Source organism: Tenacibaculum discolor, from assembly GCF_003664185.1.
GTDB lineage: Bacteria > Bacteroidota > Bacteroidia > Flavobacteriales > Flavobacteriaceae > Polaribacter > Polaribacter discolor.
The window spans coordinates 204,621-229,811 of sequence record NZ_RCCS01000004.1; the positions used below are offsets into that span (position 1 = coordinate 204,621).

The following is a 25,191-nucleotide window of genomic DNA, read 5'->3' on the forward strand; positions in this document are numbered from 1 at the left end:
AGTCTAAAATAAAATAGACACTGGGTTTATAATTTTGCAAATGTAAGATGTTATTAACTCTCTTAGAAGTTATACAATACACTTAATTTAGCGTTTGTTCCTTCACCTGTACCAGTAAAAGTTCTTAAAGGTGCTGCCCATTGTGATCTTGCTGGTAAATAATATTCGTTTAACAAGTTATTTACCGCTAATGAAACTGATATATTTTCTTGCAGTTTATAGTTCATAGACCAATTAAGTAAAGTGTATCCTTCTACTGGAAATTGTGTATGTCTAAACGTATAATTATCGTTTGCATCTAAATACGAATTAAAACGACTTCTATTTCCTAAATTAGTCATTCGTAAAGAGGTACTTATTTTGTTTGTTGGTAACCATGTTACATAAGCTGTTAACTTAGGTGCTGAAATAACATCTCCTCCTAAATAAGTTAAGTTGTTTTCATCCCCCACGTTATGAGTAACACCTTCAACGTAAGAATATGATGTTCCTACTTGTAATTTATTATCAAAAGCAGTATAGTCTATGGCTATTTCTCCTCCATAAATATTCTGTGGCTTTTTTGATGGTACAAAAGAATTTATATTTTCATCAAATACAACCCCTGTTCCTAAATTAGAAACACTGTAATATCCTACAGCCTCTAGTCTAAAGTTTTTGAACTTTGATAAAAATCCGAACTCATAATTTTTAGTTACTGCTGGCTCTAATTGAATATCTTCAACACTATCTGCTTTTGCTGAACGTAAAACAGAGCCTAAATCAGCAATTGAAAAACCTTGAGAGTAACTTACATAAGGAATAAACTCTTGGTGCTTAATATACCTAACCCCAGCATTAAAAGCCAAATTATCAAATCCTAATTTACCTCCTTCTACCGCTACTGAAGGGTTAAAATTACCATCACCTAAAGGTGAATATGGTAAGGTATTATAATCATCTATGGCAAGGTTCATATCATCATATCTTAATCCTGCTTTTAAAACCCATTCATCATTAAATTTTACTGTAGATTGTATGTATTGTGCCCAACTAAACATTTCAATATTTGGCACCCATAATCTACCATCTAACAACCCTTGATTAGTTTTATCTTTTAACAAATCTAAACCATAGGTTAATGAGATCTCTGTTGATTCATTTGGAGTAAGTGTAGTATTAAAGTTTGGTCTTAAGCCATACTTTTCTGCATTAATTACTGATTGACCTCCATTTTCAAATTTGTCTGAATAAAAGAATATGTTTTTTGTTTTTTGATAATACACATCAGCTGTAAAATCTGTTGTACCATCAAAAATATTATTTAAGTCATATTTCAAGTTTCCATTATACAGTTTAGATCCTGTAGGTTCTTGTCCCTCAATAGATCCTTCAATACCATAACCAGGTGTTAAGGTGTAATCTCCTTCTTCATTATACACTTCAAAAGATCCTGGAACAGGTATAAAAGGTGTGTCTTGTAAAGAATTATATAAATTTCCTCCAATACTTATTTTTTGTTTATCAGATATTTCATACTCTAATTTAGCTAAAGCAGTATAGATTCTTGTATTATCCAACCCATAAGTAGGAAGTATAACTTTACCATCTGCATCATACTTATTTCCTGTTTCCTCATAACTTCCACTTACATAATAGTTTAATTTATCTATTTTTCCACGCAGTGATTGATAAGCTCCAAATCCAAGAGCATCTTTGGTTTTTGTCAAATTAGAAGTACCCCAAATATTGGTAGTCCCTTCAATTTTTTCACTACTATTTGGCTTTTTGGTAATGTAATTAATAAAACCTCCATTTCCTCCATTTCCAAAAATAGAAGTTGCTCCTTTAATAACCTCTACTCGACTAATATCGTTAGGACTTACCGATTTTATTCCTAATTGACCGTTACGTAACGGAGTAGATTGCGGAACACCATCAATCATCACCAATAAAGAACGACCACGTAATGTTTGTCCCCAGTTAGAAAAAGTTCCTGTAGATACTGCCAAACCAGGAACTGTAAATTCTAATATTTCATTAATATTAGTTGTTGAGTTTGATAAATCTGCTAATTGTTTTTGGTTGACAACAGTTATTGATGCTGGTATCTCTGAAAGATATTCTGAACGTCTACTAGCTGAAACAACAACTTCATTTAAACTCTCTTCATTTTCTTTTAGTACTTGTACTATCTCAACTGTACTATTTTGAGTAAATGTTATTTCTTTTGTTATGGTTTGAAACCCGATCATGCTAAAAATCACCTTGAAAACACCTTCTCTTATATTTTTTAATACAAAGCTTCCATTTTCATCAGTGGTAGTACCTTTTTGAAGTTCAGAGACATGAATATTAACCCCATAAATTGGTAGACCTTTTTCATCCTTTATCTTTCCTTTTAAACTAGACTGAGCTGATACTCCGAAGGTTAAAAATAAAGCTGCTACTATTACGTAAAATTTCATTATATTTATTTAGATTTATTTTAAATTGCAAATATATCTCCTCTCAAATTAGTACCAAACATTTATTAAGAAAAACTTATTTTTTTATCTCAGAAGAAATGGAACTCCTTAAAAACAACTGTTTTTAAAACTCTTTTTCCTTTACTTTTAAAATCCACTCAAAAAAAGCCCTTTAAAACCTTATAAAAACAAATAAAAACAACCCATTAATATTTATAATTAAAACACAATTATAGATATAATAGTTACATTTTAAAACTAAATTTACTTTTTTAACCTTAAATCAAAACTCAATTTGAATAATTGATGTTTTAAAATTTGGTTGAAATATTTCCTTTCTCATATATTGAAAAAACAATTCCGGAATTCATCATTATTTACTAACTAAAAACACATAAATCAAACATGATTATACTTGCTTTAAAACTAATTCTAATAAGCATTAAAATTGCTTATTTATTACTGGAATTGATCTTTTAAGAGATTGGCTTGTTAAAACCTATACTTTTCATTTTAAGTTAAGTAAAGTTTATACTTTCTTATTATAACAAATTATTTTTCGTTATTTTTGATAGTAGAATCAACTACTAATGAAAAAAAGTTTTTTTAAGTTTTTAGCCAAACTAAACAAGGCTCTACTACCTTCCTTTACTAAAAAGGAATTGGATATATCAAAAGCATCAAAATTTCAATTGGCTATTATTGGATGGCGTGCTTATGTTACAATAAATTCGTTGGATTAAAAATTTACCATTATGAACATGCATATTAAAGTTTTCTCAGGATCTCAAATCCTTGCGAACAGATTAAGTCAATTACTTGATGAAATTGAAGTTCCGTATTTAGTAAAAGATAACAAAGAAGCTGGAAGAGTTGCTGGTTTTGGAACTTTAGGTAATTCTGTTGACGTATATATCTATGAATCAGACCTTGAAAAAGCTCAAAGCACTATCGACGATTTTAAACAAGAAATAGAAGCTGACAAATAATTGAAAAAGCTTGAAAAAAAATTATTTTTTTGCTTTAGATTTTAAAAAACATTCTTATATTTGCACCCGCAAAAAGGCCTCGTAGCATAACTGAATAGTGCACTTGATTACGGCTCAAGAGGTTGCAGGTTTGAATCCTGCCGAGGTCACAAAAGCAAACAAAAACCCACTGATTATCAGTGGGTTTGTTTTTTAAGGGTAAGTATAGTGTTAAGTTTATTGCTTTTCTCTAAAACATGAGTCTTTAAAATAAAACTATGGCTTTTCTTCAATTACAACAACCCTCTAAAACAAAAATAGTTTTATTTACTTTTTAAGAATATTAAAAAGTAAATTACTTCTAGCCATTCAAAATACTTTTTTATATAAAAAAGTACTATAAATTAAGATTTTACATATATTAGCGTTGATAAGTATTATAATGATACTTAGAATTATCCCCCGAAATAAATCAGTTAAAATATGGCACACTTATCAATTTTCTCTAAGAATTCCTTTTCTTGATTTATTTCTAGTATGATTCTAGTATCCAATTTAATTTAACTATCAGTATTAGCTAGTTTAAGCTACAAATTATTGATTATTATATTTACTCTAGTATTAATTTTAAATAGAGTAATTATGAAAAAAGTAACTTTAATTTTAGCAGTAGTATTTTCTACATTTTTATTAACTAGTTGTACTGATGAGTCTAAAGAACTAGAAGAATTAAACAATGAAAGTCTGGAAGTTTATAACGTCGATAGAAAGGACATTGAAAGACCAGGATCACAAGGTAGCAATTAGTATAATTGGTAGCTTTTTAGTAGCCTTGTCTGGATTAATTTTGTTTACAGACAAGGTTTTTCCTTTTGAGTTAGAAAATAAATTCGGATTTGGAAAAACTTCAACTTTTATTTGGGTTTTGAGTCAAACATTATCCCCTATCCTCTTAATAATAGCATCTGCATTTAGACCGTTTAAAACTGCATATATTATCCCTGTTTATATTTATACAATACAGTTTATATGGATTTTCAGACCAAACATAAGATTTGATGATTATTACCTACAAACTTATGCCATTGGAACTACTATTGGTTTTTTATTAATGTTATACATTATTTATAGGTTCAATCTAATAAAGACCAAGAGACAATTAGAAAATGAGAAATTTAAACAAGATGTTAATGAAACGATTGATTTATTAAAAAAAGATATTTTAACAAAAACAGAATAAATAAATTGAAATGGATATTAAAATTGAAAAAGCTAAAGAAATTAGAACACTAATAGAGAATAACACGATTGATAAAATTGCTGCTTTAAATCTTTTACAAGAGCTAGTTAATACACAAAATATTTCTATTTCTGAATTAGATGTTTACCTACACGAAATAGACAATTTAAAAAAGATTAAATTAATCAAAAACAATATTAGTAGTAGTATAATAGAATTAGAAGAAAATAGTAATCAAATTATGGAGTTTTTAAGTTTAAATAATGACGATTTTAAAAAACTTAAACAATTTGGATATAAATTACTATAGAAAGACAATTAATCTATACTGTCCAATCTATTTTTAAGAACTTCTTTTAAAGTCTTATTTCTCTCATCTGTTCTTAGAGATTTGACCCATAAATAAAAATTTTCATACTTCATTAGTTCATCTTCATGCAAGAGAATTTTTTCTATAACATCTAAAGCATCTTTCTCAGAAAGGTTTTTAGTTTCAGAGCTGGGTTTTCTATCATATTCTTTGAATACCTTTTCTAAAATTGGGATTTTAGATTTGGGTACAACTCCACTATTCTCATAATTATAAATTGTATTTTTACTCAAACCAACTAGTTCTCCTAATTCTTCTTGAGATAAACCAAATTTCTTTCTTAATACTTTTAAATCTGAACCGTTCATTAATTAGTAGCAAGTTAAAAACAACTTTCTTGTTTTTTAAAAAAAATCACAATTTTGTGACTAAAATATTTGTAAATCACAAAATTGTGATTATATTTACACCGTGTAACATTTCAAATATAGGTAATTTATAGTGATTCCCTATAAAAATTAGTAGCAATAGTAGAAAACAATAATTAAAGCAACAAGAGACTAAAAACAAAAAACTAATTCTTAAAGACTAAATAACTCTATTTAAAACTAATACTATCTATGTTGTTAAGTCAAAGAATTTAAAAATTAGAAAGCGGGACTTTTCTTTTGTATTAAAAAGAAAATTTTCTAGTCGGGGGCGGCTAGGTTTTTTGAAGTTTGTGAAGGGGCTTCTTTAAACCAAAAATCGCTTTTTTCCCCTTAAGCGGTATCAACCCAAGTATTAAATACTTGGGTTGTTTTTTTTAGCTAAGTGACACTACATTTATGCTCTTAGTTTTTAAATAATCACAAAATATTTATCAAAATGTAAGTAGACGGGTTTTCCACACGCTTTTCTTTTGATTATAGCTATGCAACGTTAAAAACACCTTTTCTTCCTTTCCATTTATTAATCGACCATTATTCTCTTTAAAGTTTTTCCCTAGAAAACTATAATAATCCTCTTGCGTTAATTCATCTATAGGCTTTTTTAATTCAACTGAAAACATACTACTATTAAATAGACTAGTCCCCATAAGCTCTTTGCTATAACAATATAGTTTATTACTATTTGAGTCTTCTATATATAAATAGTCATATATACTCATAAAAAAAGGTTTTGGCTTGTTTTCTAGCCTTAACCCTTTTGCCGTATTTATAATTGTATTAACCCCATTATTTATCTTAATTCGTAATTCTTCATTAAAATATATATTTCCTACAGAATCTTTTATATGATAAGAAGGGTTCAAGTCTTTATTATAAAGACTTTCCCATATACAAAGTAGTAAAGTACTAAAAAAACATAAATCATACTCAGGGTTTGATTTACTTAAACCATCTATTCTTAAAACTACAGATGGATTGATAAGTTTCTCTATTTGTTTATCTATATTCTTTTTCATTAACTATGTCTTCTTCAAATAATAAACGTAACTAGTAACAGCTAAATACTTTATGATTATTTTTTCTCTCGAAAATCTTTATAGATACATTTATTCCATCTATCACAAATAATGACATCACTTTTTATTTCCTTATATAAAGTATCCACTAGTTCCAACCTCAATTTATAAGGGTTCATTTTTTCAGGTATATCAATAAAGTTGACTTCTTTGTCATTTCTCATAGCAAAAATTAGTATTCTATCCCCTAAATAACCTCTTGTCTTTTCTCCTCTAAGGTTTTCTAAATATGGTTTCATTGAAAGAGTATTATCTTTATGTTTTAAATTATGAATATAAAAAGTGACACTATCACGATACTTATAACTTTTTGTTTTTACCTTATAAGTATACATTTCAAGGTCAATAGAGGTTAGCGAGAGGAACCTATCATTATTAGTTAACCAATCTGACTTTTGTGGTTGTGATAATTCTACATTACTGATAGATTTCAGTACTCTTTCAAAACTAATAGTATCTAAAAGTGAGTAAACTGTATCTTTAGCAGGTTTAGTTATACCTACTTTTTTGTTTTTCCCGATAAGGTTATTATCTGATTTTTTTTTACAATTAATAGTTAATGATATTGCACAAAAAATTAACATCAAATACCTCATAACTATTTCTTTTCTCTAAAATCCTTATAAACACACTTTTTAGTTCTGTAACAAAGTATTGCATCACTTTTTATTCTTTTATATAAAGTGTCTAATAACTCTAACCTCAATTTATAAGGGTTCATTTTTTCAGGAATATCAATATAATTTGCAGTCATATCATCTTTCATTGCTAAAATGAACACCCTGTTACTTAGATAACCCTCTGTGAATTTCCCTTGTGCTTTTTCTAAAAAAGGCTTAATAGATATTGAATCATTAACACATTTTATATTGTGTAAATAAAAAACTAAATCTTTCTTGTATGTGTAACTTGTAGTTTTCACAATTAATTCATCTTCATCTAAACTAAAAATATCGTGAACAAAACCAGCACTACTATTGGTTAACATATCTGAATATTTACTGCCAGTATTTTTAATATTCTTCAGCTTCCCTATTACATTGCTAAAATCATTCTTTGTTAATAATTTTTTCTTCTCAATCTGTTTAAATTTATTAACCTTTGAGGTTTGAAAACTACTATCTTCTAAATTTATGTCTCTAGCTATTGTTTTATCTTTTTTTACACTTTCTTTACACCCTAATGAAATGATAAAAACAAATAACATTAATAAATATTTCATAACTATTTCTTTTCTCTAAAGTCTTTATAAATACACTTTTTAGTCCTATTACAAAGTATTACATCACTATTTATTTTTTTATATAAAGTATCTATTAATTCTAATCTTAATTTATAAGAGTTTAACTTTTCAGGTATATCAATAAAGTTAGCTTCTTTATCATTAAGCATTGCAAATATTAAAACTCTACTTCGAATATAACCTTCAGTTTGTTTACCTTGAGCATTTTCTAAAAATGTTTTTATAGAAATTGTATCATTTGTATGTGTAATAGTGTGTAAATAAAACTTTACCTGATTCTTATACTCATAACTAGTTGTTTTTACTTGAAATTTTTCTGAATCAAGTTCAAATAATCCAGAGAATACATAGCTATAATCACTCATCCAATCTTTATATTTATTTTTGGTGTGATTAATATTTTTTAACGAATCAAGTAACTTTTTAAAATCATAACTTCCAGTCAATCGTAACTTTTTATTTTTAGTTACTTCATTATTTTTTATAACTGAAATTTTTAAACTATCAATATTATTCTCCTTAGTTACAACATTTGAAAATTTATCTGCTTTCTTTTTACAGTTAAAAAAAGGCAAACTAAAGAATAGTAAAATGATTATGTGCTGTTTCATCTTATTTAATCTTATTTCTTAATTGATAAAGTTCTAATTTCATTGGAAAATAAGATCTATAAAACCCTATACTATGGAGTAGTTTGGAATTTTCAAAATTATTTTCTGTATAGTTTACTACACCACTTAATTGGTCTATAAACTCAAAGCTAATATTTTCTCCCCTTTTATTAGCTACAATAGTAAACGAATGGTAGTCAGCGTTATATGCACCTATAAACACATAATAACCATCTTTAGGACATTTATTTTTCATATACTCCACAGGACTTTCTTTGAACCTACTTAGTTCCACATCTGTATTTCCTGCTTGTCCATTAGATGTTACTACTTCTCTTCCGTTAATATCAATTACAGTAAAGGTTTTTGATGGTTCTGCATAAGTTAATGAAATTAATTTATCTCGTACATCATCTGTGGTTGATTCCCCTGCCTTTTTAAAATCATTAGGTGTAACTCTGTTTGCTGAAGGCAAATGGTTTTGGTCTTTTCCTAAATACAAATCATTAGGGTGATTTAATAATTTGTACACTATATACTTATGAGTATCAGTACAATGGTGATACCTATTTGCATCTCCTGAACCGTCATACTTTTCGTAGTTTAGTTTAGCATAGTCACGAATTTCCTGTATTTTCTCTAAAGAAAACTCCCATTCATTCGCAGCACTGTGTATTATCTTTATTTGCCCACAAAACACATTCTTATATTTCCCTTCTATATCAAAATATTTCTTGTTGTCGTTAGCATAAAAATTGATAAAAAAAGTTTTTTCTGTTTCTGTGTTTATTTCAATATCTAACTCTATAAGAGTACTTTTTTTCTTAGTGTAATCTACTAAAAAACTCTTATCGTCTGTTATTTTTATACGTTCCTTTTCAGTAAGTTCTTTCTCTCCTTTAGCTAATGCTATTTCAGGTTTTATATACCCATCATCATCATAAAACTGGTCTGTTGTACCATTTTTAACAGTGAATTTTAACGAAAACTTTTTACTTTCGGTAGTAAACTCCATCAAAGTATATTTATCTCTAATTGATTTACTAATTTTATCTGATAATGTTACTTTTTCGTCCTTTTTGTACACTAAAGATGTTTCTTTTTCATCTTCATAATCTGTTGGTTCAGCATCTAAACTTACAATGGGGGTAAACTCCCACATTTCTAAAGGCTCTATAGAAAAAGTATTACTAGGATTTCCGCATTCGGTTACAGTAGCCATATTATTCTTGTTTTAGGGGTTTTACAGTTAGTTTCTGAGTATCTTTTGTTATTAGAATATCTTTTAAAATATTATTTTCTAAAGGTTTTTTATTATACTCAAAATTAAAGGGATATTTATTTAGGTCTATATCTACTTTGTTATTTTTCATTTCTTTAGAAACAATTACTAACTCTACAAGTTGGTCGGGTTTTACTTTTTTAACCTTTTCTTTTGTTTCTATATCTTCAAAATAAATATTTAAAACTTTTTTGCTGTTAGTATTCTCCTGTGCTTTATAAGGAGTATCTTCTATAGGTGGTATAAAACTCTCTTGCCAAGGTTTTATATAACGAGTACGGCTTTTTCTACGCCAATCGGTACTATTGTTAAAAAAACGATAATCTTGCATTGCAGGCGATATAGTTAAGGTAACCTGCATACCTTTTTGATTATCAAAAACCTCATGGTAATTTATAAGTACTCCATCTTGAAAGTTGTACTGGAATAGCTCTACTCCATCAAAATCATCTTCATAAAAAACTACTTTCCCGTCTCTTAATAGATAAAGATTAAAAGGGTGACGTATTTTTTTATTGTCTTTTCTATCGGCTATAATCCATTCAATAAAGGTATCATCGTACATTTCTGGTTTAAAAGTAGCCGTAAAAGCACCTCCCATTAGGGCTGATGTAGGTTTACCATTCCAATCGGTAAGACGAATGTAATTTAAACTAGTAGCAATTAATTCTCGTTCCTCTCCACATACAAAGAGTTTGGCTTTTATGTTCATAGATGTTTTTTAGGGGTTGTACAATTTTTTGACCCTAAATATATAAAAACATTTAGAAAAATAAGCAGGTAGTTTTCTGATTTTTAAGCTACTCCTGTACTTTACGAATAATCCATTTTTTATGTGCTAAGATTGTCCATTTATAAATATAGTCTTTATCAAATTGTATAAACAAACTAACTCCTAGCTTTTAACCCAACGCACAGAGTTAAGTACTGCATGAAAAAACAAAAAGAGCTTACCTTGCCCTATGCTGATTATAATATTTTGGAAGATAATTTTTATATATCCAAAAAATTGCTTATGAAGCTAAGAGTTCATAACTTTGCCAAAACTGGATAAAACAATAAAAAGTATAATGAATTAATGGCAAGTTTCGGAAGCTACATAAAAACAAACCGAGAAGAAAAAGGTTGGAGTCAGACAGAATTCGGAGCGAAAGTGAAGATTAACACACCTGCCGTTAGTAAAATTGAAAACGACCGAAAAAAATTTCCAGTTGCTAAATTAGAATTACTTGCCCAATTATTTCAATTAGATTATAATAAAGTTAAGGACTTGTATTTTGCAGATAAATTTGCAAAAGAAGCCTATGAGTACCGTTGTTCTGACAATATTTTTAAAGTTGCAGAAAACCAATCAATTTATATCAAAGCAATAAATGCTAAGCAAGGAAAATTAAAGTTCTAATGGAAGAAAAGAAACTCATAAAAGCATTAGGGTTTAAACCTAAAGAAAACACTTCGGGAATATTTCACAAGAAATATAATAACTATGCTATTGAAATTGATTTTGAGAAAAAACAATTTGACTTCGGAAACAAAATAACCGCAGGAAGAGAAACGACTCAAAACTTTTCGCAACAAGAAAATTGGGTAGTTTTAGAATGTGTGGACAGGCTTCTTGAAAAAGGCTACAAGCCTGAAAATATAATTTTAGAAAAGAAATACAAAGTTGGTCACGGAGCAAGTGGCGGTTGGCTTGATATTTTGATAACTCGTGAAGATGGTTCTGCATATTTAATGATAGAATGTAAAACTTGGGGAAAGGAATTTGAAAAAGAATTCAAGAAAACCGAAAAAGATGGAGGTCAATTAATGACTTACTTCCAACAAGATAAATCGGCTGACATTTTAATGCTTTATGCTTCTAAACTTAACAAAAGCACAGTTCAATTTAGAAATGAAATCATAAAAATTGAAGACCATTACCGACAAGCTGGAAATGTAGAGGATGTTTTTGATAGATGGAACAAAGTAACCAACACTAACGGAATTTTCGACGATTGGGTAAGACCGTATCTTTTTGAAAGTAAAAAATTAACCAAGAAAGACTTAAAACCACTTAACGAAGAAGATAGTAAAAAGATTTTTCACCAGTTCTTATCTATTCTTAGAAAACATTCTGTTTCTGACAAGCCAAATGCTTTCAATAAAATTTTCAACCTTTTCTTAGCAAAAATATTTGACGAAAAAAAAAGAGAGAATAAAGAGCTTGATTTTCAATGGAAAGAACATAAAGACAATGCAGTTGATTTTCAAATTCGATTAATCAATCTTTATAAATCAGGAATGTATGATTTCTTAAAAAAAGAAGTTCGAGGAATTTCTGACGATATGTTTAGTTATAAAACTCAAAATGAACTAGAAGAAAAAAAGAAACATATTTTACTATTCAATAAGGTTTATGATATAAAAGATGTTTTTGATGAAGATACTTTTGAGGATAACCAAAAAGTATTAAAAGAAGTGGTTCAATTACTTCAAAAATTTCAAATTCGTTACCCAAGAAAACAACAACATTTAAGCGATTTTTTTGAACGTCTTCTAACAACTGGATTGAAACAAGAGGCTGGTCAATTTTTTACACCACCACCAATTACACGTTTCATAGTTCGCTCATTACCTATTTCTCAATACATAAAGAAACAGTTAAACCAATCAATTCCAGAGCTTCCCGCCGTAATTGATTATAGTGTAGGTAGTGGTCACTTCTTAACCGAAGTAATGGAAGAATACCAACGTGTTATTGAAAATGACATTGATACTTCAAAGTTAGAAACTGATGATGCAGAAACAAACGTAAATGCTTGGAGAATCAACAAATATCACTGGGCTAGTAAATATGTTTATGGTATAGAAAAAGATTATCGTTTAGTAAAAGTCGCAAAAGTTGGTTGTTATTTTTATGGAGATGGTTTAGCACAAGTTATTCACGGAGATGGTTTGGATAGTTTCAAACATTCCAAAAGCTACAGAGGACTATTAAAGAAAAATGCAGAAAAACCTCAATTTTCGTTTATTGTTTCTAATCCGCCATATTCTGTAAGTTCTTTTAAAGGCGATTTGAAAAACGCTTCTGCTAATCAGGATTTTAAATTGTTTGACAGCCTAAGCGATAGAAGTTCTGAAATAGAATGTTTATTTATCGAACGTACTAAACAATTACTAAAAACAGACGGAATTGCAGCTATAATATTACCAAGTTCTATTTTAAGTAATTCAGGTTTGTATTCACAAGCAAGAGAGATTATTTTAAAAGCTTTTGATATTATAGCCATTACAGAACTAGGCTCTGGCACTTTTATGGCAACTGGCACAAGTACAGTTACTTTATTTTTAAAACGTAGAGATGATACAATTGCTGAACAAGCAGAAAAATCTCTAGCTACATTCTTTACAAATCTTAAAGATATTACCATAAATGGTATTGAAAAACCAATAGAGAAATATGTATCTCACGTTTGGGAAAACATCTCTTTTCAAGATTATAAAACTTTATTGAACAAAAAACCTAACGAAGCTATAAAGCAACACGAAATATTTAATGAATACGACAAAAAGATAAAAGCTAAAAGGGAAGATGAAAAGTGGAGTAAAATACTAGAAATAGAAAAAGATAAATTACTTTATTTTATTCTTACATATAATCAAAAAGTTGTTTTAGTAAAAACAGGACAAAAGGCAAAAGAAAAACAGTTTCTAGGTTACGAATTTAGCAATCGTAGAGGAAATGAAGGTATGCACCCAATACAGCGCAGCAAAACGATTGATGAATGTACACGGCTTTATGACATGAAAAGTTTCACTAATGAAAATAAAGCGAGCACCTATATTTACAGAGCTTTTACAGAAAACAAGTTCGATTTAGAAATTCCCGAAACTCTTCAAAAAAATGTAAGCTACCAAAACTTAATTGATATGCTAACCTTTGACCGTTTTGATTTTGAACAAAACATTTCGCTTTCGGTTAAAAAAAAAGAAAAAATTGAGAGTAAATGGGAAAGCAAAAGGTTTGATGAAATTGCTGAAATTATAAGAGGTGTTACTTATTCAAAAAGTGACCAATCAAATAATACAACCGATAAAATTATTTTAACGGCAGACAACATCACGTTAAGTGGAAAATTTGAACTTAATAAGCAAATTTTCTTAAATACCGACTTCAATATTTCTGAAGAAAAGAAATTAAAAAAGAATGATATATTCATTTGTTTTTCAAGTGGAAGTAAGCAGCATTTGGGGAAGGTTGCTTTTATAAATGATGACACAAAGTATTTTGCTGGTGGTTTTATGGGAATTATTCGAGTAAAAAACAGCAATGAATCAAAATATTTTTTTCAACTTTTAAATACAATTCTAAGGCAATCTATTAGGGATATTGGAAGCGGTTCTAACATAAACAATTTGTCTGGCGTTATTAACTCAATAAAGATTCCTCTACCACCAATAAAAATTCAGCAAAAAATAGTTGCTGAAATTGAGGTTTTGGAACAGCAGGAAGCAAAGGCTATTGAAGAAATTGAAGAATTAAAAAATGATATATTTAAAATTCTAAATTCTTTTTCTGAAAATTCGGTATCTACATTTTGTACAATTTCTAAGGAAAAGGAAAATCCACAAAATAATAAAACGAAAAATTACACCTTTATTGGTCTTGAGCACATTGAAAGTAATACAGGAAAAATAGTCATTAATAAAGAGCTTGGAGAAAATATTTTATCGACTAAAAATAAATTCAAAAAAGGAGATGTTCTCTATGGGAAACTCAGACCATATCTTAATAAAGTAGCGGAACCTGAATTTAACGGAATTTGTTCTACCGATATTTTAGTTCTAAACACAAGTATTCCAAAACTTTTGAAGTATGCTTTACTATCAGATAGATTTGTTGAACAGACTTCTAACCTAATGAGTGGAGTAAGCTTACCAAGAGTGAAAGTAAAGGACTTTCTGAACTTAAAAATATCACTCCCAACAATAGATAAACAAGAAAAAATTGCTTCTGAAATAGAGAAATTGGAGAAAAAAATCACTGAATTAGAAAAAGCAATAGCGCAAATTCCAAAACAGAAAGAAACCATTATGAAAAAATATTTGGAATAAAGCCAACTCAAATTCAAGGACATTGCAACCCTCATCCCTAGGATTGAAAAAAGCTCTCACGCCAACGCTTAACAGACGTAATAAAAACAATGTGTATGAAATATCGCCCATTAAAAAAGGATTTAACTGACGGTACTAAAACATGTCATTTTTGTAATAGACCTTTAAAGTCATTGAAAGCATATATTCTAATGGATGAAAAAACAAAGGAAAAAATTTATTCAGGACCAAAATGTGCTGAGGATAATATAAGCAATAAATATAATCTCAAATTGATACCTGATTTAACCAGATATACTTTAGCTATTAATGACAAAGAGAGTGTTCTTTCTAGTAATTTTGTTGAACGAAATACATTAAAACATACTGAAAAGGACTTAAATTATAGAAAAGCTATCGAATACTTGGAGTTAAGAGAAAATAAATTATCAGAAGATTTTAACACATCATATAATGTTTTGAAAGAATATTATAGTTTCTATTTGGTGGAAGGAACTTTAAATTTAAAACAGATTAATCATATATTAAATATTGAAAAAAAATCTCCTGATAGCTTAAGATTAATAAACCTTCAAAAATGTTATAATTATATTTTTTGGATAAATATAGGAATACAGAAACTTGAAGAGAAAGCTGATGGTTTTTTAATACCAATCAAAAATTATCTTATAAATAATTTAAAACTCTCAATTAAACAAAAAAAGGGAGTTAATAAATGGCTTCAAAATTTAGCGGAAACACCTCTATTAAAATAGTTAAGCTTAATAAATAAGAACATTACATTAAATCAAAAAATGTCATTTTTAGTAAATTAGTTAACATATTTAGTACATACTTCTAGATCTTATTTCTTATGCTCTCTTAATAGGATTAGGAGATTTAGTTTTACAGAGATATACACTTTTTAAAACATTTTAATATCACAAAAAATCCCGCAAAACGATTGTAAATCATCTTGCGGGATATATCCTAAAACTCCACCTCTTTCGGCATCACATTTTCTGTAACCACTTCTTCAGAGACAATCGGGTCGAGTTTCCCTGAATAAATATTGTACTTCAACTCATCAAGTGGCTTGTCTTGGTAACGGTTTTTATCCGTGTAAATAAAGTTAGTCTTGTAATGATTTGTTTTCTCAGTAAAGAAAATACAATCCCCATCAAAGCCACTTTTTGAGCCTCCTCTCATTTTACCATCTGCGGTTTGTTGAAAGATGATAAAAAACAACTTTCCGTCGTACTTCTTTCGTAAATCTTTGTCAATTTCAAACTTGCTATCCAGTTCTTTTAACTTAGCAAAACTATCAATCACAATCACATCATTGTCTCTAATCAGCTTATCTAATTGGTCTAGGTTTTCAATATCAGGATTGGACAAGTTTCGTTCTGCTACCTCATTAAAATACATATCCGCTTTGTCCCAATACAACGCACTTTCAGGATGTTCTTCCATAGAAGCATGTCCTACCTTGTATTTTTGAGCTAGTACATTGATAAACTTAAACGCAAAGTGCGTTTTGCTTGAACCTCGTTTCCCTGCTAGGGTAATCACTAAACTTTCTTTGGTTTTTATCTCTAGTTTCCCTAAAAAGCTTGCCAGTACGGCATCTTCAATTTGGTAATACTCAAAGGTTCTATGTCGTAATTGCTTTCGTTTGTAAGCTACCGAATTTGTATTGAGATTCCCTGGTACATTGTTTTTGGGTTGAGGCTTTGATGCTCTTTTGGCTGGTCTGTTTAAAGCAGGTGTTTTCCTTGGTTTTGAGATTGCTTTTTGACTCTTTTTTACTAGTGCTTTGTAAAACTTGGGTTCTTTGTTGGTATCCACTTGTAAGAGATAATCCACTGCTTTTTGTGCCTCACTAGCTGCACGCATTAAAAGCTTTGTATCTTCTTGCATAAATTGTAACGCCAATTGCCAGTTTTTTAGGTAGTCCGCATGATTTGCTTGTGTCTTCCATAAAATCCCTGCTTGTGCGGATAAAAACACCGATCCAAACTCTGCTATGAGTTCTTCCTTAGCATACACCACATCGCCAAAACGTTTTCCAAATGGGCGGTTCAATCGGCTTGGGTGTCCTGTGCTGTGTATCATTTCATGGAATAGCGTACTGTAGTAGTCAACACTTTGATAAAAAGCTTCGTACTTAGGCATTTTTACCTTGTCTTGTGTTACATTGTAACTCGCTCCTTTAAATCCGTGTACTATCTTCGCACTATCTTTCGGAAAATGTTGAATGATAAGTTCTGCTATCGGGTTCTTTTCTTCCGTATTATGAGGCGTACTTGGTGCGATAAAGCCTAAGCGTGCTTTTTCTAAAGCAGTTAATTTGTCCAATCCAAAATCAATACCCTCAATATCTGCTCCGTTGAACACCTTGTAGTATTTTAAAATAGGAATGGTCTGTACTAGAAAATCAAAATGACTTTTATCATAGCCTTTCGATTGTAAAAAGTCTTGCATTTTTTGTTTGTTATAGGTAGTGTGTTCGAGTCCTTTTTGAGCATCTGAAAATTTATACAAGCGGGTAAAGTAGATTACCTCTAATCCTTTAGCGCCTTTTTTGAGTTTCCCTTTTGCTTCTTGTATTTGCTTAAAGGTTAAGAAATAAGGGTTTTGATACGCTCCAAAGGGATTGCCTTTTTTTAGTAGTATGATATTAATTCCTCTATAGGCTTTTTTAGAGGCAAAGCTCACAGGCGATAGATACCCGCCTTTTTCTAAAAAGCTATCATCCCATCCCAATTTTGGCGTTCCTTTAGCGCTCCTGATAGCACTGATAAGTTTATCCGTAATCATCTGATAGATTTGGTCGGGGCTTACAGGTGCATTCAGTCCTGTGGTGTTGGTGTCTTCTTCCTGAATGAAGTCTAAACCTGCTAAAAATTCCAAGGGGATATTTTCAGCAGGTTGTTGGGTTTTAGTGACAGGCGCTACAACACTTTTTTTTTTGAGGTAGCTTTTACAATCCTACCTCCTTTTGCATATTTATAGCCTTTTTTCAAACGTCCACTAGCGGTCAATCCCTCTTTTCTTTTTGGGGCTGCCAATCCTTTTCGAGTAGGTTTGGGTACTTTAGCGCTTGCTTTGACTACACGTCCTTTGATAAAACGCCATCCTTTGCGCAAACGTCCGCAACTGGTTAAGGCTTCTTTGTAAGCTCCTGTATGTCTTGGTGCGTTGAGTCCTGTTGCATATCGTTTGACTGAAATGTTAAACGTCGTGTATTTAGGGTGGTCGTTTAAGATTTTTGAGACTCTATAAATAACCTCCGTATTGTTTTCTTTTTTTGCCTGTGTTACTAATCTTTCTAACGTACTTCGGCTGACTTCCTTGCCGTCTAAGGCTTGAAATTTTTGTATGGTATTCATCTTATTTTTTCTTTTTAGCTTTTATATATATCACATAGCTGATAAGGGCTATGCCTGCAATACTTCCTAGTAGCGGTGCTACCTTTTTTTTTTGAGGTCAACCCCAAACTTATGGGCTAGTGCAAACACTCTCCCTGTCCAACTCGTTGCAAAGTATTGGTAGTCTTTTAAGCGTTTGTAATAGGCGAGACGTTCTTTTCCTATGCGCTCAAAAAGCTGTTTGGCATCTACTGAGTTAATGGCTTTGATAGTGTTAGATCCTATGACATAATCTACCTGTAGGTTTTTGCCAAAGTATCGGTTTAATGAGCGTTGTACGATACCTGCGGTTACCCTTGGATTGGCGTTTATCGCATGGTCTACTATCATTTCTGCCACTGCTTGACTACGGATGCTATCGGCTCTCATTTTGTCCCAAAACTCATTTTTAAAAAGGATATGGGCTTCTACTTTGGTAAGGCTTTTCATATCGCTGATGCTTGGAGGTCTGCCTAGTATCTTTTCATAGAATTTAGCGGAAATTCCGTGATTGGTTCCAACTCGTTCTTTTTTTGAGTTGTAGTTTCCTTTGTCGTTTTTTAGGTTTTGATACCCGCCCTCTGCTTGTTCTAAAGAGGGTTTGAATACTTCATAGCTTGCCATTTTCTTTTTCTTTTTCTTCTTTTTTTAAAATTGTACGGTTCGTGTGTTTCCTAAACTGGCTACGTCCAGTTCAAAACGCAACGCCTTTATAAAGTCCTGTTGCTTTTTTTGAAGCTCTTCAAAAACCAACTGTCCTACGGTGAGTACTGGTAGGTTAATGTGCGTGGGTGGTAACTGGTACATACCGCCACTAGGAATGCTAATTTTGTGGGTATTCAGCTTGGTAAAGGCTAATTGTTTCCCTGTCTTCTTTTCATACACTCGTAGCTCTTTTGCGCTTATAAATCCTGTATTGATGTTCAAATGTTCTTGGGTTGGGTTTCGTAGCTGTATGTCTAGCTCTAAAGCGATGTGTTGCCATGAGAGCTGCACATTTCTAATTCCTGAAACACGAAACTGTAATTGTTCTATAATACGGGTCAGTTGGGCTTTCTTTTGGCTGATAAAAGCGGTTAGGGTTACCAAGCCAATGCCTGTTCCAACAACCCATAACTTTCTTGTGTTCATTCTTAGTTTTAGGTTGTTTTGACTATTCCATAGACCATGCCTGCAAGCACTAAGAGCAGTACCCAAACCCACAAAGGCAATCGGTGTGTTGTTGTTTGCTCTTTTACCTCTTGTTTTTTCTTTTTGTGTTGGCTCGTTGATATGCTATCCCGTTGTTTGGTAACCACTTCCTTGGTAGCACCTATGGTACTGCGTATCTCAAATCCTTGGGCTTGGGTATCATAGCGAACGCTATAACTGTTTGTACCGCTTTGTTTGCTACTGGTAAAGTGTTGTAATTTTTGATTGACTAGGCTGTCTAGTAAGGTATCTCCAGTGGCAACCTTTATAAATATTTTGTCTTGAATAGCGCTATTGATAGTGATGCTGTGTACGCTGTCTTTTTGTACATAGACACTATCCACTTGGGTTTCTAAACTATGTGTCTTACTGTGTTTGATTGTCCTACATCCTGTAATCAGTAGCAGTAAAACAACACTGAGTATTTTAAATGTCTTTTCCATATTTTGTGATGTATTTGTCGAGTTCTTTTTGTTGCTTGGCTACAATACTGTGTAGCTTTGTGTTCATGTGTTCTAATTGTTCGATATACTGATGTAGTGAACCGATACGAGCCATAAAATCACTTTTAATGCTTTCTATCATTTCTGCATTGATGTCAAAGGCTCGTTTGTAATTCTCTAGCTTTTGTAAATCGGCTTTGTAGCGTCTTTCTAGGGCTAGGTTTTTAGCTTCTTGGTGGCGTATCTTCCGCATTTTAAAGCCTGCGAAAAAGGAAAAAACCATCCCTAAGATGCCTGTAATTTTTTCCCAGTGCATGAGTATAAATTCCATTAGGTCGTCGTTTTATTTTTTTTCTTATCCTTGGCAATCGCATAGACAAACAGTAAGCCTAGCAGTCCCATACTGGCATAGATATAGTTGTTATCTCCTTTCTTATTAGCGGTTATCACTACTTCTGATAGTAGTTCCGAGCTTTCCTGCAAGGTGATGGTGGCAGGTAGTTTTGAGGCTACTATTTGTAGGGTATCATAGCCCACAAAGGAAATGTGTATCACATCGGTAGGACTGGCATACAATTGAAATGCTCCGTTTGCATCGGGCGTTGTTCCTTTTTTGGTTTGGGTATTGTACACATTGACTAGCCCTGCTTCAAAGGGTTTTCCTGTGCTTCCATTGATAATGATTCCGCTGATTAATTGTTGTGCTGTTGTATTCATCGTACATCCGCAATTTTTTTTCGTGTCAAATTCTTCTTGAGCTTGTTGGGTGTCGGGACATGCCAACCCGTAAATTGGTAAACTTGCTTCCATTGTTCTTTTTCATTTTTTTTGTTTAAAAGGGCATGTCTGCGCTTTGTACTCGTTGTTTAATTTGGTGATATAGTTGCCTGTCCCACGTCTCTGAAATCTCTGCTTTAAGCCAGTAGATTAAATCGTAATCGTCTGCAAGCTTTTTATCGAGCCATACTGTTGGGGTTTTGCCTCCCATCCGTTTTCTTCTGCCAAAGATTTTATACACGAGCCTAAAGTCATCGCCTGTTTGTAATTTGTCAAAGACTTGTTTTACTTTGGCTTCATCGGTGGCAGGAAGTCCAAAAGCGGTGTCGTTAAAAGCATCTAGTAAGGACTTGGCTAAAATCTTCGCTTGTTCTTTGTCTATGCTTAGCTTTCCTGTATTGATGTGTAGGTCTGCTTCGATATGGTCGTTCGCTACGTCTTGAAAGACTTCGGTTACCGCATCGGCTGATTGTTTGAGTCTTTTGTATAGGAAATACGCTACGACACTTCCGCCTGCTACTAGCAGTAGCGGTTTGTTGGCTAGTAAAAAGGCACTGGCTTCGTTGGCTTTGCTTACCGCTTTTTTAGCGTTGTTTCGGGTGGCAACTTTCGATACACTTGTTTTCTTTTTCATCGCTTTTTTTTTCTCCTGTATCTTGTTGTTGCTTTCTACCTTAAAAAGCTCTTGACTGCGCCGTATTTTATCGGACATGCAAAGTAGCTTTGTGCTTCTTTATGACTGGATAGTTCTGCTAGGCGTATCAATACTTTTTCTGGTAATTTTTCTAATTGGGCGATAGCTTCTTTTTTAGTTTGTATCTTCATGGTGTTCTTGTTGTTGTTCGATAATCTGTGCTACTTGTGTGATTAAATCTTCTTGCCAGTTGTCAAGCAAATAGTTAAAAAACATCACTTGTTCGTCAGTGGCAGTGGGAAGCTTTTGTACAAAGGCTTTTTGTATGGGCGAAACATTCGGACTTGCTAACTGACTCGGGTGTCCTACGGCGTTGCCTCCTGAAGCTTCTAAGATTTTAGGAAGCATCCCGCCCAAGGTTTCCATCGTCTTTTCAAAGGCGGGCGTTTCTAAAAAGCTTTTTTTCTTCAGCAGTTCTCGCTCGACTCTGAGTTCTTCTCGTTCTTTTGCTGTCTCCAACTTAATAGTAAGTGAGCTATTGGTTTCTTCTAATACTCGGTTGCGGGAACGCAGGTCTTTGACAGTTTCTTTTAGCTCTTGTACTTGTTCTTTATAGTCTGCCGAACGTTCTGCTTGTACCATCTTTGCCATCAGCTCTGGCGCTCCTAAAAAGGCAGTGGTGGGGTCGGTAGCATTCATATCTTGGGTTAATTTTTCTGTGAGTGTTTGTAGCGTGTGATAGGTGGTTTTGCCATCCTTGGTATAGGTTTTTTGTAGGGTAAAGACCACCGCTCCGCTAAATCCTTTTTCGGGTAAGGCTTGTAAAAATTGGGCTATCGAACCGTATTTGCTTTCAATATCTTCTAAGGTAAAGGCGTACTTCTGTGCAGAAGTAGACTTGACAAGTTTTACGCCGTTACTCGATACCTTGATGACATGATTGCTTCCTCCTTTTAGGTGGTTTTCTACGATGTTCGATAATTGATTATTCACAATATAAATACCTTACTATGGCTTTTTTAAAGGGTGTTGTTTGTACGGCTGTGAGTGCTGGGTATTCTGAAAATTCAAAGCGTATCAAGCCGTCTACAATTGGATGATTGGTGTTTACTACAAAGGGGGCTTGGGCAGTGATTCGCTGTCCTGAACCGTCTTTGATAAGCAAAGGAACGCTTAGCTCGTGTGGGTGTACCTCGAGCTTTACAACGCCTTTACAATCGTTCTTCTCGGAAAAGTTTATCTCAAAATCATCGGTAAACTGTTCGCTGTGGTATATGGTTTTCATTCTTAGCACTGGTTAGGGGCTTCTATCTCAAAAATGAACTCGCCACAAATGGGTCTGCTTCCTAGGGTTTCCCAACTGATAGTTACTCGTTCGTTTTTGCTTTCAAAGTCAAGCTCTTTAAAGCCCTCGTTATAGCCTCCGCTTTTGTGTTCATAGTCTTTGATGTCCGTGGTCTCCGTTAGCAAGTGTCCTCTACTGTCTTTCAGGGTAATGTCTGTTTGAGAAATCCCGAAAGGAACTAATCTCGACATGGTTTCTCCTGTGGGCATACCTGTATCCATAGGGGGCATATAGGAGATAAAATACACTCCGATTACTTTTCCTGTTGGAATGGTGTCGCTGACCTCATTTTGTAAGAGTTCTTCTGGGGGAAGATTGGTCTTTAAAAGGTCTTTGTTGATTTTTATGCGTTTGTATATCTTTTTCATCTTTGGTACTTGTGGTAACACTTTGCGCTAAGACAAGCGCAAAGTGTGGTTATAAAAATGAGCTTAGCGTTTTTGATAGGTGGCAAATCCTGATAAGCGTGCAGAAGCGAACAGGGCTTTTCCGTCTTCTAACGTGATTTTTGCACCTTCTGGGTATTGGATTTCGATTTCGGTAATGGTGTCGTCTTCTAACAGGGCAAATGAGCCTAATTTGAAATAGTGGTTACCGCTTTCGGTAGCGCCTAAAATGTCACAAATCGGTAGTTCAATCAGGATTTCGTTTTTTTGCTTGACTACAACCATCGATTGCATTAAGGTATTTGGAACTTTGGCAATGCTATAGGCAATGTCTTGCTCTGGTTTGTTGGCATCGTCAATGGCGCATTTAAACGTGATGCCATTGGCTACAAAGACACGTCCTTTGACTAGGGAGTTCCCATCAAAATTGGTCACGCCTCTTTTGGCTACTGACGAACCTGTTAACAGGGACACTGTACCGCCTACATCTACTTTTTTGTTGGCGTATAAAAAGCTTGGCATGGGCTTCATCGCACTAATGTTCCACTTTTCGTTTTCTTTGCGTTTGGAGTTCTTGTATTTTAAATACTCGGTTACTCGTAAATAAGGTTCTTCGTTTCTTAAAAAATTCATCTTTTTCTTTTTTTTTCTCACTAAGTGAGCTTTAGCATTACTTTGATACGTTTGTATCTACTGGTTTTGGTTTCACTGAATACCTCGTTCTTTTTTCGAGGCTATTTTTGTTTTTTTTTAACTATTAAAATCTTCTACGGTTTCGTAGGAAATATCTTCGGAAATTCCATCGTAGTTAGGACTGGTGTAACTTGATAAAAAGTCGGTGCTATCTAGCGCAAAGGGTTCGTTCCAATTGTCATAAGGAGATCCTAAAGCGGAATGTAATAGCGGGTTGTTTTGTAACTTTTCATCCAACAGTTCTTTGACGAGTTCGCCTGTTTGGGTGACGGCGGTTCCCATTGCCATGTCTTGTGCAATGGCTTTGCCTGTGGTTTTCCTGTCTAAATAGGCTGCGCCTACGACGCCTGCCAAGGCTAACATGCCTTTTTTGAGCTTGGTGTTTTGCATCGGTAGCTTTTTAGCGGTTACACGTGAAAGCATTGCGCCTGCACTCATACTTAGCAAACTGACTACCGAGTTTTCTATTGATTCTTTTCTCATCGTTTATTTTTTTTGTGTCATTACGTACATGCCTCCTAACAATACGAGTATGCCTGCTCCAACTCCTACATACAACAGCGTGTTGTCTTTTTTAGGGGCTTGTTGTGTTTGTAATTGTAGCTGCATCATTTTTACCAAGTTGTCGACCGAGGTTTGCTGTGCTTGTGCTTGTTGTTCTAACTTGGCTATTAGCATCGGGGCAATGTCCTTGGTTTCTCCATTGGCTTGTTGTACATAGACTGGTTTTCCGTTTCGGGCTTGTTCTATTTGCGACCATGTTCCGCCAACGGTATTGATTATCCCCATCAGGTTCGCTCCGTCCCAAAATCCATGAAGTCCGCTTGCCTGTAGTTTAGAAAGTGCTTGGCTTTCTAAGGCTTCTTCTTGTTCGGCAAGCAATAGGTGTGTTTGTAACAAATTCATCATTCTTAGTTTTATACACTTACGGACTTCACCGTTTTGTGGGTTGGACTTCTTTTATTGAGATAGACGACTGCGCCTAACAGTGCAATACCTCCTAATATCAGCGGTGCGTTTTCTTTGGCGATTCCTGCAATGCGTTTCTTGTTGGCGTTGCTGACCTCGGCGGGTGTCGCATTAGCTGCTTGGGCTTTTTCATGGTCTCTTTCTGCTTTATACTTTGCAATTTTTTGTTTGACTTGGACAATGCTTTGTTTAATGGCATTGAGTTTTTGTTGGTTTGCTTTAATGACTGCATTGGCTTCTTTGATACCTTGGGTCTGTTGACGTTCCAAGGTTTGAAAAGCGCCTTTGATATGTCCTAGGGACTTTTCTGCATTGCGCAAACTTTCTTCGGCTTTTTTTCTTTTGGAGACTGCGCCGTTACACCAAGCGCCTAAGCCTAACGCATCGGCGATGCCTTCTTCTTGGGCTAATTGTTGTTGTTCGGTTTTTATGGCTTGTTCTAAGCGCCGTACTTCTTTTTTAAGGCTTTCCCATTCGGCGGCTTGTCGTCCGTTTTGGAGTGCCTTGTATTTGTTGTCCCATTCGGCTTTTTGCGCCCATACGCCTTTGGCTTGGTTGTTCAATCGACTGGCAATTCCATTGGAGGGACAAAAGCCGTCGAACCAACCATACAGCCCATACGGAACATGCGTGCCTATGGTGTCAAATTCTTCATTCAT

The 25,191-nt window shown here is 33.0% G+C and carries 31 protein-coding genes and 1 tRNA gene; 9 read left to right on the top strand and 23 right to left on the bottom strand.

Annotated elements, in window-relative coordinates:
* Positions 1-62: 62 nt before the first annotated feature.
* On the bottom strand, positions 63-2,447 hold the full coding sequence (locus tag C8N27_RS01400; protein WP_121145945.1) for a TonB-dependent receptor: 2,385 nt from the start codon (positions 2,445-2,447) through the stop codon (positions 63-65).
* Positions 2,448-3,037: 590 nt separating this feature from the next.
* On the opposite strand from C8N27_RS01400, the gene C8N27_RS01405 reads away from it, so the two are divergent.
* The 6 genes from C8N27_RS01405 (at position 3,038) to C8N27_RS01425 (ending at position 4,965) form a co-directional block, all read left to right on the top strand.
* A complete protein-coding gene (locus C8N27_RS01405; RefSeq protein ID WP_099215251.1) occupies positions 3,038-3,190 on the top strand; it encodes an SsrA-binding protein in 153 nt (50 codons plus the stop codon).
* Positions 3,191-3,202: 12 nt separating this feature from the next.
* A complete protein-coding gene (locus C8N27_RS01410) occupies positions 3,203-3,436 on the top strand; it encodes a putative signal transducing protein (protein ID WP_099215250.1) in 234 nt (77 codons plus the stop codon).
* Between the two features lie 75 nt (positions 3,437-3,511).
* A tRNA-Arg gene (locus C8N27_RS01415) sits at positions 3,512-3,585 on the top strand.
* A gap of 427 nt (positions 3,586-4,012) precedes the next feature.
* A complete protein-coding gene (locus C8N27_RS15780; RefSeq protein ID WP_147431687.1) occupies positions 4,013-4,222 on the top strand; it encodes a hypothetical protein in 210 nt (69 codons plus the stop codon).
* Positions 4,191-4,655, top strand: coding sequence for a hypothetical protein (locus tag C8N27_RS01420; protein ID WP_147431688.1), 465 nt, complete (start codon positions 4,191-4,193; stop codon positions 4,653-4,655). Before C8N27_RS15780 ends, C8N27_RS01420 begins: the two co-directional genes overlap by 32 nt.
* Positions 4,656-4,665: 10 nt before the next feature.
* A complete protein-coding gene (locus tag C8N27_RS01425; RefSeq protein WP_121145949.1) occupies positions 4,666-4,965 on the top strand; it encodes a hypothetical protein in 300 nt (99 codons plus the stop codon).
* An 8-nt stretch (positions 4,966-4,973) separates the two neighbouring features.
* Here the strand turns inward: C8N27_RS01425 and C8N27_RS01430 are convergent, their stop codons facing one another.
* From C8N27_RS01430 to tssD, 7 genes are all read right to left on the bottom strand, one after another.
* On the bottom strand, positions 4,974-5,333 hold the full coding sequence (locus C8N27_RS01430) for a helix-turn-helix domain-containing protein (RefSeq protein ID WP_121145951.1): 360 nt from the start codon (positions 5,331-5,333) through the stop codon (positions 4,974-4,976).
* Between the two features lie 494 nt (positions 5,334-5,827).
* On the bottom strand, positions 5,828-6,412 hold the full coding sequence (locus C8N27_RS01435; protein WP_121145953.1) for a hypothetical protein: 585 nt from the start codon (positions 6,410-6,412) through the stop codon (positions 5,828-5,830).
* Positions 6,413-6,468: 56 nt separating this feature from the next.
* The gene (locus C8N27_RS01440; RefSeq protein WP_121145955.1) at positions 6,469-7,068 is read right to left on the bottom strand and encodes a hypothetical protein; all 600 of its coding nucleotides are present in this window, start codon (positions 7,066-7,068) and stop codon (positions 6,469-6,471) included.
* 2 nt (positions 7,069-7,070) lie between these two features.
* The gene (locus tag C8N27_RS01445; protein WP_121145957.1) at positions 7,071-7,694 is read right to left on the bottom strand and encodes a hypothetical protein; all 624 of its coding nucleotides are present in this window, start codon (positions 7,692-7,694) and stop codon (positions 7,071-7,073) included.
* A 2-nt stretch (positions 7,695-7,696) separates the two neighbouring features.
* Positions 7,697-8,326, bottom strand: a complete 630-nt coding sequence (locus C8N27_RS01450; protein WP_121145959.1) for a hypothetical protein — start codon at positions 8,324-8,326, stop codon at positions 7,697-7,699.
* 1 nt (position 8,327) lies between these two features.
* The gene (locus C8N27_RS01455; protein WP_121145961.1) at positions 8,328-9,548 is read right to left on the bottom strand and encodes a hypothetical protein; all 1,221 of its coding nucleotides are present in this window, start codon (positions 9,546-9,548) and stop codon (positions 8,328-8,330) included.
* A 1-nt stretch (position 9,549) separates the two neighbouring features.
* Positions 9,550-10,320, bottom strand: coding sequence for a type VI secretion system tube protein TssD (tssD, locus tag C8N27_RS01460; protein WP_121145963.1), 771 nt, complete (start codon positions 10,318-10,320; stop codon positions 9,550-9,552).
* A 366-nt stretch (positions 10,321-10,686) separates the two neighbouring features.
* On the opposite strand from tssD, the gene C8N27_RS01465 reads away from it, so the two are divergent.
* The 3 genes from C8N27_RS01465 (at position 10,687) to C8N27_RS01475 (ending at position 15,460) form a co-directional block, all read left to right on the top strand.
* On the top strand, positions 10,687-11,010 hold the full coding sequence (locus C8N27_RS01465) for a helix-turn-helix domain-containing protein (protein ID WP_121145965.1): 324 nt from the start codon (positions 10,687-10,689) through the stop codon (positions 11,008-11,010).
* Entirely contained in the window at positions 11,010-14,705 is a 3,696-nt protein-coding gene (locus C8N27_RS01470; protein WP_121145967.1) for an N-6 DNA methylase, read from the top strand. Before C8N27_RS01465 ends, C8N27_RS01470 begins: the two co-directional genes overlap by 1 nt.
* A gap of 95 nt (positions 14,706-14,800) precedes the next feature.
* Positions 14,801-15,460, top strand: a complete 660-nt coding sequence (locus C8N27_RS01475; RefSeq protein WP_121145969.1) for a hypothetical protein — start codon at positions 14,801-14,803, stop codon at positions 15,458-15,460.
* A gap of 214 nt (positions 15,461-15,674) precedes the next feature.
* Here the strand turns inward: C8N27_RS01475 and C8N27_RS01480 are convergent, their stop codons facing one another.
* From C8N27_RS01480 to C8N27_RS01550, 15 genes are all read right to left on the bottom strand, one after another.
* Positions 15,675-17,597, bottom strand: coding sequence for an ArdC family protein (locus tag C8N27_RS01480; RefSeq protein WP_121145971.1), 1,923 nt, complete (start codon positions 17,595-17,597; stop codon positions 15,675-15,677).
* A 41-nt stretch (positions 17,598-17,638) separates the two neighbouring features.
* On the bottom strand, positions 17,639-18,076 hold the full coding sequence (locus C8N27_RS01485; protein ID WP_121145973.1) for a hypothetical protein: 438 nt from the start codon (positions 18,074-18,076) through the stop codon (positions 17,639-17,641).
* A 78-nt stretch (positions 18,077-18,154) separates the two neighbouring features.
* Positions 18,155-18,718: a glycoside hydrolase family 108 protein gene (locus C8N27_RS01490; RefSeq protein WP_121145975.1), complete on the bottom strand. Its 564-nt coding sequence runs from the start codon at positions 18,716-18,718 to the stop codon at positions 18,155-18,157.
* 24 nt (positions 18,719-18,742) lie between these two features.
* Positions 18,743-19,225, bottom strand: coding sequence for a hypothetical protein (locus tag C8N27_RS01495; protein ID WP_121145977.1), 483 nt, complete (start codon positions 19,223-19,225; stop codon positions 18,743-18,745).
* An 8-nt stretch (positions 19,226-19,233) separates the two neighbouring features.
* Positions 19,234-19,728, bottom strand: coding sequence for a hypothetical protein (locus C8N27_RS01500; RefSeq protein WP_121145979.1), 495 nt, complete (start codon positions 19,726-19,728; stop codon positions 19,234-19,236).
* Entirely contained in the window at positions 19,712-20,059 is a 348-nt protein-coding gene (locus C8N27_RS01505) for a hypothetical protein (RefSeq protein WP_121145981.1), read from the bottom strand. The genes C8N27_RS01500 and C8N27_RS01505 overlap by 17 nt, the downstream gene beginning before the upstream one ends.
* A complete protein-coding gene (locus tag C8N27_RS01510) occupies positions 20,059-20,538 on the bottom strand; it encodes a carboxypeptidase-like regulatory domain-containing protein (RefSeq protein ID WP_121145983.1) in 480 nt (159 codons plus the stop codon). The genes C8N27_RS01505 and C8N27_RS01510 overlap by 1 nt, the downstream gene beginning before the upstream one ends.
* 22 nt (positions 20,539-20,560) lie before the next feature.
* A complete protein-coding gene (locus C8N27_RS01515; RefSeq protein WP_121145985.1) occupies positions 20,561-21,217 on the bottom strand; it encodes a hypothetical protein in 657 nt (218 codons plus the stop codon).
* A 96-nt stretch (positions 21,218-21,313) separates the two neighbouring features.
* On the bottom strand, positions 21,314-22,132 hold the full coding sequence (locus C8N27_RS01520; RefSeq protein ID WP_121145987.1) for a hypothetical protein: 819 nt from the start codon (positions 22,130-22,132) through the stop codon (positions 21,314-21,316).
* Entirely contained in the window at positions 22,125-22,424 is a 300-nt protein-coding gene (locus C8N27_RS01525) for a hypothetical protein (RefSeq protein WP_121145989.1), read from the bottom strand. Before C8N27_RS01525 ends, C8N27_RS01520 begins: the two co-directional genes overlap by 8 nt.
* A gap of 2 nt (positions 22,425-22,426) precedes the next feature.
* On the bottom strand, positions 22,427-22,852 hold the full coding sequence (locus C8N27_RS01530; RefSeq protein ID WP_147431689.1) for a hypothetical protein: 426 nt from the start codon (positions 22,850-22,852) through the stop codon (positions 22,427-22,429).
* A 63-nt stretch (positions 22,853-22,915) separates the two neighbouring features.
* Complete coding sequence (locus C8N27_RS01535) at positions 22,916-23,503, bottom strand: hypothetical protein (protein WP_121145994.1); 588 nt, start codon at positions 23,501-23,503, stop codon at positions 22,916-22,918.
* Between the two features lie 117 nt (positions 23,504-23,620).
* The gene (locus C8N27_RS01540) at positions 23,621-24,046 is read right to left on the bottom strand and encodes a hypothetical protein (RefSeq protein ID WP_147431690.1); all 426 of its coding nucleotides are present in this window, start codon (positions 24,044-24,046) and stop codon (positions 23,621-23,623) included.
* Positions 24,047-24,049: 3 nt separating this feature from the next.
* Positions 24,050-24,472, bottom strand: coding sequence for a hypothetical protein (locus tag C8N27_RS01545; protein ID WP_147431691.1), 423 nt, complete (start codon positions 24,470-24,472; stop codon positions 24,050-24,052).
* Between the two features lie 8 nt (positions 24,473-24,480).
* A complete protein-coding gene (locus tag C8N27_RS01550; protein ID WP_121146001.1) occupies positions 24,481-25,191 on the bottom strand; it encodes a hypothetical protein in 711 nt (236 codons plus the stop codon).